This is a genomic window from Paenibacillus sp. FSL R7-0179, assembly GCF_038002265.1.
In the GTDB taxonomy this organism is placed as follows: Bacteria; Bacillota; Bacilli; order Paenibacillales; family Paenibacillaceae; genus Paenibacillus_AQ.
This window is the reverse complement of record NZ_JBBOCC010000002.1, coordinates 1,073,492-1,091,068: the sequence shown is the minus strand read 5'-3', so window position 1 is coordinate 1,091,068 and position 17,577 is coordinate 1,073,492. Positions and strand designations below refer to the sequence as shown.

17 protein-coding genes are annotated in these 17,577 nt (G+C 54.0%); 3 read left to right on the top strand and 14 right to left on the bottom strand.

Annotated features, from left to right (window positions below):
• Positions 1–260: 260 nt before the first annotated feature.
• The 3 genes from MKX63_RS21245 to MKX63_RS21235 all read right to left on the bottom strand — a co-directional run bounded on the left by MKX63_RS21245 (position 261) and on the right by MKX63_RS21235 (position 2,490).
• Entirely contained in the window at positions 261–1,328 is a 1,068-nt protein-coding gene (locus tag MKX63_RS21245) for an RluA family pseudouridine synthase (protein WP_341019852.1), read from the bottom strand.
• A complete protein-coding gene (locus MKX63_RS21240; RefSeq protein ID WP_341019851.1) occupies positions 1,325–1,891 on the bottom strand; it encodes a cob(I)yrinic acid a,c-diamide adenosyltransferase in 567 nt (188 codons plus the stop codon). Before MKX63_RS21240 ends, MKX63_RS21245 begins: the two co-directional genes overlap by 4 nt.
• A 140-nt stretch (positions 1,892–2,031) precedes the next feature.
• Positions 2,032–2,490 carry a class I SAM-dependent methyltransferase gene (locus MKX63_RS21235; RefSeq protein ID WP_341019849.1) on the bottom strand — a complete coding sequence of 153 codons (459 nt, stop codon included), beginning with the start codon at positions 2,488–2,490 and terminating at the stop codon, positions 2,032–2,034.
• Positions 2,491–2,805: 315 nt separating this feature from the next.
• Between MKX63_RS21235 and MKX63_RS21230 the strand changes: the two genes are divergently transcribed.
• Positions 2,806–4,827: a methyl-accepting chemotaxis protein gene (locus tag MKX63_RS21230; RefSeq protein WP_341019848.1), complete on the top strand. Its 2,022-nt coding sequence runs from the start codon at positions 2,806–2,808 to the stop codon at positions 4,825–4,827.
• A gap of 57 nt (positions 4,828–4,884) precedes the next feature.
• On the opposite strand, the gene MKX63_RS21225 is transcribed toward MKX63_RS21230, so the two are convergent.
• The 6 genes from MKX63_RS21225 to MKX63_RS21200 form a co-directional block, all read right to left on the bottom strand.
• A complete protein-coding gene (locus tag MKX63_RS21225) occupies positions 4,885–5,781 on the bottom strand; it encodes an alpha/beta fold hydrolase (RefSeq protein ID WP_341019846.1) in 897 nt (298 codons plus the stop codon).
• A gap of 468 nt (positions 5,782–6,249) precedes the next feature.
• On the bottom strand, positions 6,250–6,444 hold the full coding sequence (locus tag MKX63_RS21220) for an aspartyl-phosphate phosphatase Spo0E family protein (protein ID WP_341023172.1): 195 nt from the start codon (positions 6,442–6,444) through the stop codon (positions 6,250–6,252).
• Between the two features lie 230 nt (positions 6,445–6,674).
• Positions 6,675–7,892, bottom strand: coding sequence for an aminotransferase class I/II-fold pyridoxal phosphate-dependent enzyme (locus tag MKX63_RS21215; protein ID WP_341019845.1), 1,218 nt, complete (start codon positions 7,890–7,892; stop codon positions 6,675–6,677).
• A 13-nt stretch (positions 7,893–7,905) separates the two neighbouring features.
• Positions 7,906–8,397: an Lrp/AsnC family transcriptional regulator gene (locus MKX63_RS21210; protein ID WP_036696743.1), complete on the bottom strand. Its 492-nt coding sequence runs from the start codon at positions 8,395–8,397 to the stop codon at positions 7,906–7,908.
• Positions 8,398–8,565: 168 nt separating this feature from the next.
• Positions 8,566–8,964 carry a spore coat protein gene (locus tag MKX63_RS21205; protein WP_341019844.1) on the bottom strand — a complete coding sequence of 133 codons (399 nt, stop codon included), beginning with the start codon at positions 8,962–8,964 and terminating at the stop codon, positions 8,566–8,568.
• 36 nt (positions 8,965–9,000) lie between these two features.
• The gene (locus tag MKX63_RS21200; protein WP_076158855.1) at positions 9,001–9,234 is read right to left on the bottom strand and encodes a hypothetical protein; all 234 of its coding nucleotides are present in this window, start codon (positions 9,232–9,234) and stop codon (positions 9,001–9,003) included.
• Between the two features lie 188 nt (positions 9,235–9,422).
• Here MKX63_RS21200 and MKX63_RS21195 point away from each other — a divergent pair, with 188 nt between their 5' ends.
• Positions 9,423–10,661: an NAD(P)/FAD-dependent oxidoreductase gene (locus tag MKX63_RS21195; protein ID WP_341019843.1), complete on the top strand. Its 1,239-nt coding sequence runs from the start codon at positions 9,423–9,425 to the stop codon at positions 10,659–10,661.
• A gap of 120 nt (positions 10,662–10,781) precedes the next feature.
• Here MKX63_RS21195 and MKX63_RS21190 read toward each other — a convergent pair whose 3' ends face one another.
• The 4 genes from MKX63_RS21190 to MKX63_RS21175 form a co-directional block, all read right to left on the bottom strand.
• The gene (locus tag MKX63_RS21190) at positions 10,782–12,341 is read right to left on the bottom strand and encodes a flavocytochrome c (RefSeq protein WP_341019842.1); all 1,560 of its coding nucleotides are present in this window, start codon (positions 12,339–12,341) and stop codon (positions 10,782–10,784) included.
• A gap of 127 nt (positions 12,342–12,468) precedes the next feature.
• On the bottom strand, positions 12,469–14,082 hold the full coding sequence (gene dcuS / locus MKX63_RS21185; RefSeq protein ID WP_341019841.1) for a DcuS/MalK family sensor histidine kinase: 1,614 nt from the start codon (positions 14,080–14,082) through the stop codon (positions 12,469–12,471).
• 165 nt (positions 14,083–14,247) lie between these two features.
• Positions 14,248–14,607, bottom strand: coding sequence for an FMN-binding protein (locus tag MKX63_RS21180; protein ID WP_341019839.1), 360 nt, complete (start codon positions 14,605–14,607; stop codon positions 14,248–14,250).
• A 25-nt stretch (positions 14,608–14,632) separates the two neighbouring features.
• Positions 14,633–16,063, bottom strand: coding sequence for a flavocytochrome c (locus MKX63_RS21175; RefSeq protein ID WP_341019837.1), 1,431 nt, complete (start codon positions 16,061–16,063; stop codon positions 14,633–14,635).
• Positions 16,064–16,247: 184 nt separating this feature from the next.
• Here MKX63_RS21175 and MKX63_RS21170 point away from each other — a divergent pair, with 184 nt between their 5' ends.
• Positions 16,248–16,706 (top strand): hypothetical protein, encoded by a 459-nt coding sequence (locus tag MKX63_RS21170; protein WP_341019836.1) that lies wholly within the window; start codon positions 16,248–16,250, stop codon positions 16,704–16,706.
• A 127-nt stretch (positions 16,707–16,833) separates the two neighbouring features.
• On the opposite strand, the gene MKX63_RS21165 is transcribed toward MKX63_RS21170, so the two are convergent.
• Positions 16,834–17,553: a response regulator gene (locus tag MKX63_RS21165; RefSeq protein WP_341019832.1), complete on the bottom strand. Its 720-nt coding sequence runs from the start codon at positions 17,551–17,553 to the stop codon at positions 16,834–16,836.
• Positions 17,554–17,577 lie beyond the last annotated feature (24 nt).

Genomic DNA, 17,577 nt, shown 5'->3' with positions numbered 1-17,577 from the left:
CGTTACTTTGCGGAGTGTGGGGAAAGTTTAGTTGTACTTTTTCCACTTGCTTGCCGCAGAGCCTTCATATAGCTGGAAATAAGTGCAGCCTGGCACTTATTTGCCTGCTGGCGTACTCCAGTGGCGGCAGAAAGGTTACTCTGTGAGCGGTCGGAGCAGGTAAAAGCAGTATGCTGCTTAGCATCTTCCTCCGATTGTAGCCAGGCAAGCTGCATGCTGTAGCAACGGGAAGCTGAGTCCCGGATAGGTCCGGCACTTCCTTACCGTGCCGACTGCCGGAGCTTCTCCTGCAGCAGCGCCATATCCGGCGGCAGCGGAGCTTCGAAGACCAGCTCGGCATGCGTCACCGGATGCCGGAAGGCCAGCCGCACCGCATGCAGCGCCTGGCGCGGAATGGCCGCGTCCAGCTCCGCGATCTGCGCGAGCCGGGCGGCTTCGCCCGGCGACAGCGCCTGCTGCTTCTCGCCGCCTGCGGTCACCGCCTGCTCTCCCGCACGCCGCTCCTCGCCTGGCGCTGACGCCTCCGCCCGGCCGCCAGCCGCCTGCCCATACAGCGGGTGACGGTACATCCCGTCACCGATCAGCGGGCAGCCGATAGACCCCATATGCACCCGGATCTGGTGGGTGCGCCCGCTCTCCAGCTTCAGCTCGACGCGTGAAGCGGCGCTGCCATAGACCTCCTTGACCTCATACCGGGTCAAGGAGGGATAACCGTCCGGCGTCACAATCCGCCGGTGCGGCTCCAGCGGGTCGCGGTCGATCGGACCGTCGATATCGCCGCTTGGCAGAGGCGGAACCCCGTGCACGAACGCGGTATACCGCTTGTCCACCGTGCCGGCGATCATCTGCTCGGAGATGTGCTGGTGGCTGTAAGGGTTCTTGGCAATCACCAGTACCCCGGAGGTCTCCTGATCCAGCCGGTGTACAGGGCGGAAGCGGACCCGCTCGCCTTTCTCTGCCCAGTAATGAACCACTCCGTTCGCCAGGGTCTCGGTATAATGGCCGTGGGTCGGATGGACAATCATTCCTGCGGCCTTGCTTACCACAAGCAGATGCCCGTCCTCATACAGAATCTCGAAGGGAATCGGCTGCGGCAAAATATCCTCGGACGTTTCCTCCTCCATCCGGATCTGGACCTGATCGCCACTGCTCACCTTGACGCTGATATAGACCCGCTCTCCGTTCAGGGTAATGCCGAGGTCTGTCATTTTGAGCCGGGAGAGCAGCTTGCGGGAGACATCCATCCGCTTTTGCAGGATGGTTTTGAGCAGCCAGCCGTCTTCAAGCGGCGGCACTATATAGGAGATGGGCGGATAATAGCTGGTCATTTGTTCCGGAACACCTTTTTGCTGCGCAGATATTCTACTTCAGCAATCTCCAGCCGGGTGTTGGCGGCACGGGCCAGAGCGAAGAAATAGTCGGACAGCCGGTTCAGATAGATTACCGCCTCAGGGTTAATCTCCGCACTTCGGCCCAGCGTCACTGCCCGGCGCTCGGCCCGGCGGCAGACCGTCCGGCAGACATGCAGCACCGAGGACAGCTGGCTTCCGCCGGGCAGAATGAAGCGCTCCAGCTCCGGATTCTCGGCCTGAAGCGCATCGATCCAGCCTTCCAGGCGCGTGGCCATCTCGCTTTTCACCTTATAGCGGTTCTCACTCAGCTTCACGAATGCAAGATCCGATCCGCAGTCGAACAGCTCATGCTGAATCTCCAGCAGCTGCTCGCGGACATCCAGAAACCGCTCATCCTCCATCAAGCTCCGTGCCTGTCCAACGAAGCAGTTCAGCTCGTCAATGGTGCCGTAAGCCTCGACGCGGACATCGTCCTTGCCTACCCGGCCGCCAATCACCGAGGTCTCGCCCTTATCCCCCGTACGCGTATAGATCGCCATGATATTTCCCTCCTAAGTTGCAAAATCACATATTCATAGTGTAATCGTTCTTAGGTAGGGTGGCAAACAAAGATCACAGTTTGCGCCATGTAAATAACTCCCTTAAGAGGAAGCCTTAATTGTCACTTGCTCCACCCGCTTCATGGCTTACGAAAAGTAATGCAATACATCAGGCCCTTGCACACTTCCTTGTACACTACCTCCAGCATCTCCGGCGGAATCAGCCCAAGCATCTCCGGCAGGTCCGCTCCCTCTGCAAAATACCCTTTAACCACCGGCACCTTCCCGTACGTCCCCTTCACCAGCTTATGCGTCTCATCGGCAATCATCAGCCGGGTACCCGGCTTCGCCACCCGGATCATCTCCAGTACCGCAGCATGCGGATCACTGAAAACATTAATTCCGCCTACATGGTACACACTGTCAAAGCTGTTGTCCTGAAAAGGCAGCCTCTCTGCTGCATCTGCTTCCTCCATAAAAGCCAAATACCCGTGCTTCCACGGATATTGCCGTCCATTCGCCGGATTGACCGCCCCCGTGCCCTCCAGCTTAAGCTCTTCATATGTATTCGGGTCCCTTAGCAGCTGTGCTTGCAGCATGTATATTCCCTCTTTCCTGACATCGTACAGTTCCAGCCCGTACGCTGTGATGTTCGTGAATATTCATTATATGCCTACAGCTGAAAGCGGGCATCAGGCCAGGGTCTGCCGCCGTCTCCGCCTTTAGTCTTAACCTGGAGACTTAGAAATTACGACATTTTTATATTTTTTTCGACAAAAAGTAACAACAAAATCAGCTCTTCAGCCGATGATATTGAATATAAGTAAAAATAGCTTCTTATCTAATGGGGGAGGATTAACATGGCTAATATTGCTCACAAGGGGATTTCCAGGCTCCGGTTCAAAAGCATACGTATGAGAACATTTGCATTCATCCTGCCCATCTTTCTGATCACGCTGGTGCTGGTCGCTCTGTTGTCGTACATGTATTCCAAAAGCATTATCCAGCGCGAGGTTAAACAAAAAATGAATGTGCAAATATCGGATATTTCTAACGAGATTAATGCGAACTTAAGTGTGCACAGCAAGGTTCCCGAGGTTCTGGCGCGTACGCTGGAAAGTCATGCTGCGGAATTCACACTGGATCAATACCGTACGATGCTGTCAAGTGCGCTGAAGGCTAATCCTGATACATATGGTGTGGGTATTTATTTTGAACCCGGACGGTATGACAGCAAGCTGAAGTACTTCTCCACCTATGCCCACCGGGACGGCGGCAAAATTGTGACAACCGAGCAGTACAATGACCCCGAATATAATTATCACGGGCAGAACTGGTACACCATCGGCAGAGACCATGCAGCGTTTACAGATCCATTCTACGACACCATTACAGGGACAACGATGGCTACGTTTGCTGTTCCTTTCCGGGATACCGCGAATACCTTGCTGGGGGTGATGGCCGGCGATATCGATCTGAAGACGCTGCAGAGCAGGATCGAGCAGACCAAGGTCGGGAATACAGGCTGGGCCTTCCTGCTGGACAAGCAGGGGAATTACATTGCAGGGCCGGATGCCGGGAAGAACATGCAGCTGAAAATAACAGATGAAAAAAACGCAAGTCTGTCCGCAGCGGGAGCAGAAATGCTTCAGCAGAATCAGGGGATGGTAACCTATGCCGATTCCGGCGTGACCATCCAGATGTATTATGAAAAGCTGCCGGATACCGGCTGGACCGTGGGTCTCGCCATGCCGGAACAGGAACTGTATGCGCCGCTTAAAGGGCTGCTAAGGTCTATTCTGCTGGTTAGCTGTGCGGGTCTTATCCTGACGGTAGCAGCCGTATATCTGTATAGCCGCTATATTACCCGTAAGCTGACCCGGGTCAATGAGATGTCCCAGCAGATGGCTGCCGGTGACTTCACCGGGAAGCTGGAGGTAGACAGCGAGGATGAATTCGGCAATATGGCCGGGCATTTGAACCAGATGATTACCAATCTGAGCAGACTCCTGGGGACCATTGCCGATCACTCGCTTCAGGTGGCCTCGACCTCGGAGGAATTAATGTCGAGTGCCAACCAGACCAATCACACCACAGAGGCTATTGTAGAGAATATTCAGGATCTGTCAGCCGGAGCGGATCAGCAGCTTCAGTCCACCCGCGAGTCTGCAAGAGCGATGGAGGAGATGGCCGCCGGTGTGCAGCGGATCGCAGAGGCCTCGATGGACACCGCCGCAGCGGCCGGGCGGGCGGCAGGCCAGGCTCAGAACGGGCATTCCATCATTACGGAGGCCGTGGACCGGATGGAAGAGATGGAGCGGACCGCCGCAGATGCTTCCAGCATGATTACCTCTCTTAGCGCACAGTCCCAGCAGATCGGCAACATTATCGGTCTGATCAAAGGCATCAGCGATCAGACCGGCATGCTGGCCTTAAACGCGGCGATTGAGGCTGCCAGAGCGGGCGAATACGGACGGGGCTTCTCCGTGGTGGCCGGTGAGGTCAAGAAGCTGTCCGAGCAGACAGCCGAAGCCGCAGGGTCTATCAGCACCCTGATTCTTGAGATCCAGCAAGGCAACCGGGCAGCATCAGACGCGGTGCTGGCGAATGCCGGTGCTGTACAGGAAGGCTCACGGATGGTTGGCGAGGCCGGGCGTCTGTTCACGGATATTCTCGGCGGTATCGGTGAGATTAACACCCAGGTTCATGAGATGTCTGCCTCCTCCGAGCAGCTACTGGCCGGAACCGAGGAGCTGACCTCTTCAGTGGCAGAGATGGCAGAAGTGGCCAGGCAGGCCGCAGAGCGTTCCCAGAGCGCTGCCGCAGCCTCCGAGGAGCAGCTCGCCTCTATGGAAGAGGTAGCCGCAGCCTCTACCGAGCTGGCGAAGATGGCCGATGGGCTGCAGCAGGCCGTGGCCGCGTTCAAGGTAAACTAACATGCATGTATAACCCCCCGATAAGTCCCTTTGGACACAGGGGGTTATTTTATATAATCATTCGCTCCCCTCACTCCCCTTCAAAAAAGCCACCAGCTCGCGGTTGACCCGCTCCGGCTGCTCGTGATTCACGCCGTGACCGGCGTCCGGGATGACCGTATAGCGGAACCCGCCAGCGTCCAGTGTACTAGTAAGCTCCCGCTTCTGCTTCAGCTTATAATCTCCCAGCAGGAAGTATATCTGATCCCGGAACGTAACCGCTTTCTCTTGTTCGTAAGGCTGAAGCTTATGGGCGAACATCGCCTGCTGGTTATGATTCTGCATTAACAACACCAGATGCTCCCCGACTTCAGGGTGCTTGTCGAACAGGCCTGAGGCCGGCGAGCTGAGCTTGCGGGCCGCCCTGAGCAGATTGCTGCGTGTAGGGATAAGAATCTCCGGGAACATCATCATCAGCGTATGTATCATGCTTTTAATTGGAGCCGTAACCATTCCTCCCTCCATACAGACAGCCCTGAGCACTCTTCCCGGCCCGTTCACCGTGTAATTGAAGGCCATATACGCTCCATTCGACACACCTGCCACACAGAATTGTTCAAGCTTCAGCCCGTCAGCAACCTTGTTGATCCAATCCACCTGGTCAAAGGTCCGTTTATGGAACTTCTCACCTGGAACACTCTTCCCCGGTCCTCCCAGCGTATCTACCGCAATGCAGCGGAAATGACGGGACAGCTCCTTCATATTCAGCAGCCACATCACGGCCGAATTATCGCCTACCCCATGGAACAGAAGCAAAGGCGGTAACTCCGGCTCTCCCGCTGTTATACAATGGGTTGTCCCATAAGGGGTCTCCACATCAAGCTCCTGAAATTCCGTCCCCCACGCGTCAAGAAGCTGGTTATAGGACCTTAGAACCTGTTCTTTGCCGGCCTCGCTTTTGAATACCTTGATCAAAGAAAACCCCTGCCTTTCCGCCTTGGCGAATTTTTATTAATCTTACTTCATGAAGCACAGGATCATTTTAGAATTAGCTAGACTCATTGTTGCACATTTTGCAGTATTTCTCTAAAAGTGTTAAGAGCTGCGGTGTATTGTTGCATCATTTGCAGGAATTCCGGTGTTTAGTGCTGTTTAGCGCTGGCTTTGTTGCATTTCATGCAGAATTTCAGCATCGGGCGCTTCTATAAGGCGGTATTGTTGCACATTTTGCAGGATTTCTATACAGTGTTACGGGCTTAGGAGTATGGGGCCCATCTCTCATCGCAGCAGCACCAATTGTTCGGTTTCCACATACATTTGGCACCTTGGGTCCGGTTTTCATAGACAACATATCCATAACAAAAGAAATTCATAATTTCCTAATGAACAAAAAAACGGACATCTCCCCAAAGGAAGGCATCCGCTTCGTATAATTCTGCTGTATTAATTGCTCTTGCGGTGACGGCTTCTCATATACTCATTAATCTTGAGATCCAGCAAGCTGCTGATTGCTATTACATTATCCGAGGTAAAGGACTTCTCCTGCATAAAGAGCTGTTCCATTCTGCTGCGGAGCATCTGAATTTCATCTTCCAGCGAGAGCCTGCGTGCATTCGCATCTCCTGAGGCGCGAGGCAGCCCGCTTCCGGAACCACACTTGCCGCCATAGGAGGATAAGTAATAATCTGCGCTCAGCACAATCACCCTTCCTGATGTAGTATTGCGCGTCGACCAGATATGAAGCGCCTTTATTCCGGAATAAGAGGTCCATGTAAGTGTATTACAGGTGTTTCTTGTCCTTAGAGTAAAATAATACCATATCAGAAGGTGATCGGCTATAGTTCGATTTACTTCTTTGTCGGGCCTGGTCAGGCCCCTTCCCGGGACAGCTGTGAGACAAATGCCCCAATTCGCTCAACCGCTTCATTCAGCTGGGACACCGAGGTGGCATAGGAGCAGCGCAGATAACCTTCCCCGCCCAGACCGAAGACACTTCCCGGAACAGCAGCGACCTTATATTCAAGCAGCAGACGCTGGGCGAACTGGTCGGAGGTCAGGCCGGTGGCCTGGATACTCGGAAATGCATAGAAGGCACCCTGCGGCTCATGACACTCCAGTCCCGCCTCCCGCAGCCCCTTGACAATCAGCCTGCGGCGCTGGTTATACGAGTCTGTCATGCGGTCCTTCTCTTCCATTCCGTTGGTAAGTGCCTCCAGTGCAGCCACTTGGCCCATCGAAGGCGCGCACATGACGGTATACTGGTGAATCTTCAGCATGGCAGAGATCAGATCCGGGTGGCCGCAGGCATAGCCCATCCGCCAGCCGGTCATGGCGAAGGCCTTGGAGAACCCGCTGACCAGGATCGTCCGGTCAAGCATTCCCGGCAGCGAAGCGAAGCTGACATGATTGCTTCCATACGTAAGCTCGGCATAAATCTCATCGGAGATGACGATAAGATCATGCTTCTCGACCACCTTGGCAATCGGCTCCCAATCCTCACGGCTCATGATCGCGCCTGTCGGATTGCTTGGATAGCAAAGAATCAGAATCTTCGAGCGCGGAGTGATCTTGGCCTCCAGATCTTCGGCAGTCAGCTTGAAGTTGTTCTTCCCGAAGGTCTCAATGCCTACGGGAATCCCGCCTCCGATAGCCGTAATCGGAGAATAAGAGATGTAGCATGGCTCGGGAATCAGAATCTCGTCTCCCGGAGAGATCAGGGCACGCAGAGCCAAATCGATGGCCTCGCTGCCGCCAACCGTGGCGATAATCTGATTCGCCGGATCATACTTCACGGCGAAGCGGGTCTCCAGGTACTCGGCAATCCCCTCGCGCAGCTCAGGCATTCCGGCATTGGAGGTGTAGCCGGTGAAGCCGCGTTCGAGTGAATAGACGCAGGCCTCTCTGACATGCCAGGGTGTCTTGAAATCCGGCTCGCCGACACCCAGCGAGATAATATCCTTGCTGCCTGCCGCCAGATCAAAAAACTTGCGGATGCCCGAAGGCTGAATCTGCTGGACCAGCGGGGCCAAATAAGAGTTCATCGACTTGCCTTTATCTCCTGTGTGCTGTGCGTTATTAATGATCATGACATTACATCCTTCACGGAGATATCATCAGACGGTTGTCTTCCTCATGCTCTTCAAAGATGATACCGTCCTGTTTGTATTTTTTGAGCGTAAAATTAGTCTTCGTAGAGAGCACTGCATCAATCGGCGACAGCTTCTCAGACACAAAGTTAGCGACTTCGCGCAGATTGCGGCCTTCCACTTCCACCAGCAGATCGTAAGCACCGGACATCAGATAGACGGATTTAACCTGCGGATACAGATAGATCCGTTCGGCAATCCCCTCGAAGCCGCGGCCCCGTTCCGGTGTAATCTGTACCTCGATCAGTGCCGTCACCCGTTCATCATCGACTTTGTCCCAATTGACAACCGTCGCGTATTTCACAATGACATGGTCCTGCTCCATTTCGGCGATCACGGTCTTGACATCTTCTTCCTCCGCACCAAGCAGGGTCGCCATTAATGCCGTGGAGCTACGCGCGTCCTCCTTGAGCAGTTCCAGCACTTTCCTTTTCAATTCATTCATTCTCAGAGCCTCCTGCAAAAAAGAGTTTAGTATTAATATGACATGAAAAGTACCGTTCTGCAAACAAAATAACCCCGCCGGGGCGGGGCTATCTGGCTGCATTCCTTTTGTATTTTCTCCTGCATGGCCGGGTAAGCGCTCTAATGCTTCACAGGGCCGTCGCCAGGGTTACATATAATAGGAACCGTTATGATGCTGCTGTACATTCGGCTGATGCTGTGAAACATTCGAATGCTGGTTATAGGCTCCTGCCCCGCCTGTCTTCTCACGCACGAACTGCTGCAGCTTCTGCTGGGTCTGCTGGGCACTCTGAATCTGCTTGTCCAGATCCTGGCGCAACGCTTTGCCCGGAGGGGTGTACATGTTCATTTGCGACATCTGCATGTACAGTTCTCCCTGAATTCTGAGGGTATCCATAGTCAAATCATTGAATACCCGTCTAACGGCCGGACAATTCGATTCTGTAGCTGCTGTGGTGTACTCGCGGACTGTCCGCTTCAAATCGGCCAAAATCGTGTAGAGTAAATCTTCATCCGCCATAAACGGCGTTCCATTCTGTGCGTACACAGTAAAACCTCCTTTAAAGTTTGTGGGTTCTGGCTGTTATTGCGGCTGCGATGGTGCGTACTGCTGATGCTGATGGAGCAGCTGGACCAGCATATCCATGTGATGGGTATGACTCTGAATCTGCTGGATGCAGATCCCCTGTACGGTTGAATTCTGAGTGGTTCCGGCTGTAGCCGCTAGCTGCTTAATCAGCAAATCCTCATTGGAAATGGAATCGGCAATGTATTCCAATTCTTTTCCGCTAAGTGCCTGCATCTGGTTAGATTGCATGTTCGGTAGTCCCTCCTTCTGGTTGTTCAAGCGTTCCTTAGTATGCTTCCGGGGGAGGCTGTTTATGTGCCGGAAGGTACATTCAGCAAGCTCACAATTAATGAATAATCCTTAGGGTCTTGACGCATGAGACTCTGCAATAGCGCAAATAATACCACTCTGAATGACATAAAGGAGCGAACAGATCTATGAAACTCGTCAGCGGGCAACTGCCCTGGGAACACACATTGCCTGAACCTCCGGTATATCCGGTACTTGCGGAAGACATTACCTGTGACTGCCTGATTATAGGCGGCGGGATGGGCGGAGCGATGATGTCCTACCGCATGTCCCTCAGTGGAGCAGATACTGTTCTTATCGATAAAAGAACAGTCGGCACCGGGAGCTCCCATGCCAATACGGGACTGCTGCAAATCGCCAATGACAAATCACTGACTGCCTGCATGAATACCTTCGGGGAAGAGAACGGCGTGCTGTTCTACAGACTTTGCCAGCAGGCCATGCGCGCGATTCTGGAGTTGCCCGGCAAGCTGGACATCGATCCGCAGATTATTGAGCGCAGCAGTCTGCTGTATGCCAGTACGCCGGAAGATGTTGCTATGCTGAAGCTGGAGAATGAGAATCTGGTGAAGCACGGCTTCGATTCGGAATTCTGGGAGGAAGAGACGATCCGCGCCCATTACGCCTTCTCCAAGCCAGGTGCACTGTATTCAAGGGGAGATGCAGAGACGAATCCGCTGCGGACGGTACACAGCCTGATTCATAAGGCGCACTCCGGCGGGGTAAGGGTCTATGAGCATACCGAAGCCCTTCATTATGAGTACAATGAAGACGGCGTAATCTGTCATACCGCGAACGGCCGGATCTTCGCGAAGAATGTGGTCTTCGCCATGGGATACGAGACCCAGGAGATGAAGAAGGACCGGGGAGCAGAGCTGATCAACACCTATGCTATTATGACCGAGCCTCTGCCTCATCTTCCAAAATGGCATGAGCAGAGCCTGCTCTGGGAAACGGCACGGCCTTATCTGTACTTCCGGACCACTCCGGACGGACGCATCATCGCCGGCGGCAAGGATGAGCAGCTTACCAGCGTGGAGCGGCGTGAGGTAAGAGTCCTCTCCCAGTGTGAACGTCTGGTCGAGGAGGTTACAGCCCTGTTCCCGGAACTGCAGGGAATCAAGGCTGAATATTCATGGGGAGCGGTCTTCGGCTCCACCCATGACGGACTGCCTTATATGGGACCGCACCCGGAGTTCCCGCACTGCTACTTCATTGAAGGCTATGGCGGTAACGGCACGGTCTACAGCATGATTGCCGCCGGGCTGCTTGCAGATACCCTGGCCGGCAAGAGCCGCCCGGAGCTGGAGCTGTTCTCGCTGACCCGGTCGCCGAAGCCTGCGCCCTCCCCGGCGATACAGTCTTAAGGACAACTTGTTCAGGAAGGCAGCTGCATCAGAGAGAGCTGCAACACAGAAAGGGATGCCCGCATAGCCTGATGGCTGCGGAGCATCCCCTTTTACATAAGAACAATATGGAATAATAGCTTATTGCGCTTTTACAAATTCAGCCGACTTGATCCCTGCCTGCCGTCCGAAGATAATAATCTCGGCTACCGAGTTACCGCCGATGCGGTTCTCGCCGTGCAGCCCGCCGACCACTTCTCCTGCCGCGAACAGGCCGGTAATCGCTTTGCCGTCTTTGTTCAAGACCTCAGTGTTGGTGTTGATCACCACTCCGCCCATCGTATAGTGAATTCCAGGGCCGATCTGAATCGCATAATATGGAGCACCGGACAGATCATTATCCATACCGGTAGCTCTGCCGAACTCGGCATCCGACTTACTCTTCACCGCACTGTTCCATGTATCCACGGTGGTCTTAAGTGCAGCGGCCGGAACCTTCATCTGATCCGCCAGTGCTTCGATGGTATCTGCGGTCTTGACCACACCCATCTTGATGTATTGATCTACCGCCTTGACACGGGATTTCACTCCGGCGTCGAACACGAGATAAGCGGATTTCTCAGGAAGTGTATTAATGGAAGCCGTCACCTTGTCACGGGTATCCATCTCATTGCCGAAGCGCTTGCCCTCAGCAGATACAAGAATGGCTCCTTCGCCCCGGACCGCTTCACCGATCAGGTAGGATTTCTCCTGCTGTACAGTCGGGTGAACCTGAATCTGGTCCAGGTCTACGGTAGTTCCGCCAACCTTCTCAATCATGGTAATGCCGTCGCCGGTGCTGCCAATCTGATTGGTCGTTACCAGCCCTTGCAGATCCGGGCGAACCTTGGCAATCAGCTCTTTGTTGGCCCCGAAGCCGCCGGTGGTTACGATAACCGCTGCTGCGCTGATCGTTTTGTCATCGGCCTGGTTGAACAGCACCTTCACGCCGTTCACCTTCCCGTCCTGTACCGTAAGCTCCTTCACATCCGCATTGACGAACAGCGGAATGCCCTGCTCCTGAACATTGCGGACAAGTCCGGCTACAAGATATTGTCCCACGGCCGAGCCGTCCTCCGGACGATGGGTACGCTTCTCCTTCATACCGCCGGTAATTGTAATATTGTTCAGGCGGATTCCGATGGAATCGAGCCAGTCAATGGCACCTGCGGATTGATCCACGAAGAAGTGCAGCAGCTCCTTATTGTTCGTATCATGTCCGCCCTTAAGGGTCTCTTCATAGAACAGTTCGTTGCTGTCTTCGATGCCCTGCTCCTTCTGGAACTTGGTCTGCGAGGCATTCATCCCTGAGGAGGATTTGGTTGTATTGCCGCCGGCTACCGGCATTTTCTCTAAGATAACCGGGTTCATGCCGGCCGCTTTGGCTTCCAGGGCAGCAGACATTCCTGCACCGCCTGCGCCGACGATGACGATATCATATTTATCTTTTAACTGATCGTACGGAGTATAGCTCGCTTCGGATGCTCCCGACACGGCCTCTGCCTTCTCTGTAGGTACAGCGGTTGCTGCCGGCTCTGTGGCCGCGCTGCCCGCTTCCTTGCTCTCATTCTTGCTGCCGCCTGCATTGTTGTTTCCGCAGCCTGCAATGACCAGCATCACGGAGAGAATGAGGATCAGCGCCGCTGTTAATCTCTTATTCATGTGAGTTGTGCCCCCTTGTGCATATTTTCACAATTATCATAGCGCCAAAGAAGCAGTTTATGGAACCTTCCGTAAGTTATTAAAGAGTTTTGTAACTAAAGTAAGCGGGCATGCGGACCTTAAATGTTCACATACCCTCCTCCTCCTTCACCTCATAAGGCACATCCACGATAAAATGCGCTCCCGGCCCGCAGCCGGCGGCAAGCTCAAGATGACCGCCAAGTTTGTCTACACTTTTCTTCACCAGATATAGGCCGATTCCCCGTTGTTCCCCCTTGGAGGAGTAGCCCTGAGCGAAGATTTTCTCCCCCAGGCCTGCCGGAATTCCCGGACCGTTGTCGCTTACCTCGCATAGCAGCCGCCCCTCTTCATATTGAAAAGCAAGCTCCACCCGCTTCACGGGTTGCCCGCAGAGCTCCTCCAGTGCCTCCAATGCATTATCCAGCAGATTGCCGGCAATCGTAATCAGCTCATGAATCACCTGCGGATCGGCCGGCTCCGGCAAAAAACTGTCTCCAGTCAGCACCAGCTCCATCCCTGCTTCGCGCGCCCGGCTCAGCTTCCCCAGCAGAAATCCGGCCAGCACCGGGTCCTTGATCTGTCTCGTGATCGCCCCAATCTCCTTCTGGTAATTGCTTACCGTCCCCAGAATATATTGCTGCAGCTCATCATACAGGCCCATATGCGTCATGCCCATAATGACATGCAGCTTGTTCATGAACTCATGGGCACCGGAGCGCAGCGCTTCTGCATAGACCGAGACTCCCGACAGCTTCTCCGCCAGCACAGCCAGCTCGGTCTCATCCCGGAAGGTGGCAATCGCGCCAACGATATTCCCGTTCACCCGGACTGGCAGGCTGTTCACCAAAAGAGAACTGTCTCCCAGCTCCAGCTCCTGGTCCTGTATCCCCTCTCCCTCAGCCAATACCCGCTCCAGCCCCAGCTCCGGCCAAAACTCGGCAATCTGCCGGTTCATGGCGCTCCCGCCAATCCCCGCTGCCCGCAAAAGCCGCTGCGCCTCCATATTAAGGATGGTAATCCGCGCCTGCTGGTCTACGGCAATAATTCCCTCCCGCGTGGATTCCAGCATCGCACTGCGTTCCTGGAGCAGCTTGGAGATATCCTCCGGCTCCATCCCGAACACCATCCGCTTGATCTGGGCCGCCAGAATGAATGCTCCTCCCGCTCCAAGCAAGGCTCCCGAGACCAGAATCGCAATGATCGTCCACTCATTCAGCAGGACCAGCCGCTCGACCCGCTCCAGGGACAGACCGGCAATGACCACACCCACCTGATGCCCCCGGTTGTTATAGACCGGCACGAAGCCGCGCAGGGATCTGCCCAGCGGACCGGCCCCTTCGGAGATGCTCTCCCCTCCGCGCAGCGATATCTCCTGACCGCCTCCCGCAAAGGGCAGACCGACCAGCGAAGCATCCGGATGGGAATAGCGGATTCCCTTCATATCTGTCACGACCACGAACATAATATCATTGCGGCGGGCGATTCTTGAGGTGTAGTCCTGAATCTCCTTGCTGTTGCCCTCACTGAGTCCCTCAGAGACCAGCGGAATCAAGGCGATGGTACGGGCAATCGTAATCGCCTTATCCTCCAGCGCCTGCCGGGTCTGCGGAATAATCTGATTGCGGAAAATAAAATATAAAATCAGCAATACCAGCAGCACAACGGCAGACACCATGACGGCGATCATTGTGCGCAGACTGTAGCTTTTTTTCCTGGCCACTTGCGTGATGACCTCCCTTCGTATCCTATTCCCTTCGAACTATATTAGTTGAGCCTGAGTTTGTAAAGCTACTCCTCAGGATCGCTTCGTAGGGGATAGACGAATGAAGCAAGCCCAGCCGTTCTGCCGGAGACAGGAGGGCTGGGCTTGCTGATTGGATGATAGCTACTGCTTCTTGGCCTGTTCCAGCGCCTGGGTCACCGCTTCAATAATCCCGCCGCTGGAGCCGGAAGCCCCGGAGAGGGCGTCTACGCCTTCTGTGGTTTGCTTTTCAATAATTTCAGGAATTGTATTCTCCACAGCCGCATCGATCATCGCCTGCGTCTCCTTGTGCTCTTCTACGGTAATGGCGTCGATCTTCTCATCCTTGATTTCTACCGCCACTTTAATATCACTCTTGACTCCTTTGCCTGTTCCATCATATGTCCCGTCCACATACTTGCCGGAAGATGAAGAGCATCCCGCCGTAAGTACTGTAGCAGCCGCAAGGGCAGAGAACAGCAAGGTTTTTGTCCACTTCTGCATGAGTAATTCCTCCTTCTGAAAGTTCCTATTTCTTCAGTGCCTTCACAGCTTCATCTGCAGCAATCCGCCCGAAGGTGATGATGTCTGCCAAAGCATTACCACCCAGACGGTTCGCACCATGAACCCCGCCTGTAACTTCGCCTGCTGCATACAGTCCGGCAATGACCTGATCCTTGGTATCCAGCACCTGAGCCTGCGGATTAATCGCTACGCCGCCCATTGTATGGTGAATTCCTGGTGTTATCTGAATTGCATAGTACTTGCCTTGTTCAAAAGAAAGCTCCAGATCCGGCCGTTCAAACTCTGTATCCTTGCCGGAAGCAACGAAGCCATTATACGTATTCAGTGTATCCGCCAGTGCTTTGCCGTCTACCCCAATCTGGGCCGCCAATTCTTCAGGAGTCGCCGCTTCTTTGACCAGATCCATTCCAAAGTAGACTTCGGTCGCTTTCAGGTTCGCACGCAGCTCATCATTGAAGATCAGATAAGCCACCTTGCCCGGCTGGGCCAGAATATTCTGGGACACGACATCGCGGGTCAGCAGCTCATTCGTGAACCGTTTGCCGTCGGTGTTGACCAGAATTGCCCCGTCTCCGCGCACGCCTTCGGTGATCAGCACGCCTTGACCCGGGATAGTGGTCGGATGAATCTGAATCTCCTTCATGTCTACCAGCTTGGCGCCGATCTTCTCTGCCATCGTTGTACCATCGCCGGTTGCGCCCGGATGGTTAGTGGTGGAGAACCCTTCCAGCTTCGGCTGGTAGCCCTTGATCATCTCCATATTGGCTCCGAAGCCTCCGGCGGCCAGAATCACGGATTTGGCATTGATCGTGTACTCCTTGCCTTCCTTGTCGGTCACCTTCACTCCGGTAACTACACCTTCATCATTCTTGACGATCTCTTTGGCTGTCGTTTGCATTCTTACATCAATCTTCTCATCCTGCAGCTTCTTCTTCAGCGCAACGACGATGAAGTTCCCGGCCGCCTCGCCGCCCTTCGGACGGTGAATCCGGTTCACGCTTGCCCCGCCTGCGCGTCCCACTTCAGACAGCTCGGCTCCATTCTCCTTCAGCCACTCCACGGAAGCCGCCGCACCGTTCGTAAGCCTTCTGACCAGATCCGGGTTATTGAGATTCTTGCCGCCCTTCATAGTATCCTCGAAATGCAGCTCCGGACTGTCTGTGATACCAGCCGCTGCCTGATAAGGTGTTCCTGCCGCATTCAGCCCGCCTTCCGCACGGACGGTGTTGCCGCCAAGCATTGGCATTTTCTCAATCAGAATGACCTTGGCTCCCTGGCTATGTGCTTCAAGCGCTGCAGTCATCCCCGCTCCGCCGCCGCCGATAATTACGATGTCCGTAGACTCCCCTTTGGTGCTGTTACAGGCAGGCAATACCACCAGACTTGCCAGCAGCAACCCTTTGCTCAGCAGACTTCCCCATCTCTTTCTGTTCATTCTGTTCTCCTCCAATTGTCATTGTGCATATTTTCACAATCATCATAACCTGAAGGAGCCCCGACTAGAATATTTAGTAATTAAAGAAATGATAAAGTAAATAAAGGTAGTGAATTTGCTTGAATGTGGTTATAGATTTATAATTGGAGCTTATACAACCGTATCACTAGGAGGAGCAGAAACTATGGAAAAAAGCGAAAAATATTGGCTGGCCGGTGCTGTTCTGGCTGTAGCCGGTGTCTCCCTGATGAGCTACACTGCAAGCCGCTATACTTCATTTAAAAGAGTAGTTGCCCGAACCATCCGTCTGGAAGATATCGCTGCACTGGAAATTACCCGCCTGTCTTCTGTTCCCGGTGAACAGAAGGATATTGTGATCACCGAGCCGGAAGCGATTAAGCGGATCTACGATGATTTCTCCGGTGTCCGCCTGATGAAATCCGCCCGCAATGTGAGCACAGACAACAAGTACAGCTATTACCTTACCATCGTCCAGGCCGACCGGAAGCAGCGGTTCGACATTATTTTGAAGGGCAAGCATCACATGATTATCTATGACAATGACATGAACAACCCGCACCTGGTAGCCTATAAAATCATTAACGAGTTCAGTCCGCTGGCTCTGCAGCAGGCCTTCGATTGATTCTGCTCACGCTTATGTATGGCATAGCTTAATAACCTTCACAGCTAATGTGACGGCTATATGGAGTCATGGAACGCCTGAGGCAGCCTCGGGACACCGTGACTCCGTTTTATTTTATAGAGAAAGCTTATAGATATTTACGGATAAGTTCATGCCCTTCAGGTCTCACCTTATACATATACACCGGCCTGCCTACCGCCCCGTAGCTAAGCTCCATTTCCAGAATACCGGCCTCCGTCAGAAAAGCCAGATATTTGCGGACCGAGATCCGCGAGATGGGCGCATGACTGCTGATATCCTCCGTGGAGAATATCGGGCTCTCCAGCCGGTTAATCGTGCTCCAAATGCTCTCCAATGTGCCTTCGGCAAGTCCCTTGGGCAGCGGCAGGGCAGCGTTCTTCTCCTCTTCCGTCCCGAGCGAATGCCGCAGCAGCTTATCCAGCTGCTCCTGGCTGAGATGCTCCTTGTGCATCAGCTTATAATTTTCACGATACGCCGACAAGGCCGCCTGGAAGCGGGCAAACTCAAACGGCTTGATCAAATAATCCACGGCCCCGTTCTGCAGCGCCTTGCGGATGCTGGCATTGTCACTGGCGGCGGAAATCACAATGATATCCACCTTGCTCCCCTGCTCCCGCAGAGCAGAGAGCAGCTGCAGCCCGCTGACCCGCGGCATATATATATCCAGCAGCACCAGATCTACCTGCTCCTTCTCCAGCATAGTCATCGCTTCATCCCCTGTAGCGGCCCAGCCCGCATACTCAAAGCCCGCAACCTGCTCCAGATAATGCCGGTTAAACTTCGCCACCATCGGGTCATCCTCTACGATCAACACTCTAATGTTCATGGGTTCTCCTTGTCTTTTGTGCAA

Excerpts from the sequence above, each read along its gene's own strand:
- MKX63_RS21200 (WP_076158855.1), bottom strand. The coding sequence starts at position 9,234 with ATGCAATCTAACCAGATGCAGGCACTTAGCGGAAAAGAATTGGAATAC.
- MKX63_RS21215 (WP_341019845.1), bottom strand. The coding sequence starts at position 7,892 with ATGATCATTAATAACGCACAGCACACAGGAGATAAAGGCAAGTCGATG.
- MKX63_RS21190 (WP_341019842.1), bottom strand. The coding sequence starts at position 12,341 with ATGAATAAGAGATTAACAGCGGCGCTGATCCTCATTCTCTCCGTGATG.
- MKX63_RS21240 (WP_341019851.1), bottom strand. The coding sequence starts at position 1,891 with ATGGCGATCTATACGCGTACGGGGGATAAGGGCGAGACCTCGGTGATT.
- MKX63_RS21165 (WP_341019832.1), bottom strand. The coding sequence starts at position 17,553 with ATGAACATTAGAGTGTTGATCGTAGAGGATGACCCGATGGTGGCGAAG.
- MKX63_RS21170 (WP_341019836.1), top strand. The coding sequence starts at position 16,248 with ATGGAAAAAAGCGAAAAATATTGGCTGGCCGGTGCTGTTCTGGCTGTA.
- MKX63_RS21245 (WP_341019852.1), bottom strand. The coding sequence starts at position 1,328 with ATGACCAGCTATTATCCGCCCATCTCCTATATAGTGCCGCCGCTTGAA.
- MKX63_RS21210 (WP_036696743.1), bottom strand. The coding sequence starts at position 8,397 with ATGAATGAATTGAAAAGGAAAGTGCTGGAACTGCTCAAGGAGGACGCG.
- MKX63_RS21230 (WP_341019848.1), top strand. The coding sequence starts at position 2,806 with ATGAGAACATTTGCATTCATCCTGCCCATCTTTCTGATCACGCTGGTG.
- MKX63_RS21175 (WP_341019837.1), bottom strand. The coding sequence starts at position 16,063 with ATGAACAGAAAGAGATGGGGAAGTCTGCTGAGCAAAGGGTTGCTGCTG.
- MKX63_RS21195 (WP_341019843.1), top strand. The coding sequence starts at position 9,423 with ATGAAACTCGTCAGCGGGCAACTGCCCTGGGAACACACATTGCCTGAA.
- MKX63_RS21180 (WP_341019839.1), bottom strand. The coding sequence starts at position 14,607 with ATGCAGAAGTGGACAAAAACCTTGCTGTTCTCTGCCCTTGCGGCTGCT.
- MKX63_RS21235 (WP_341019849.1), bottom strand. The coding sequence starts at position 2,490 with ATGCTGCAAGCACAGCTGCTAAGGGACCCGAATACATATGAAGAGCTT.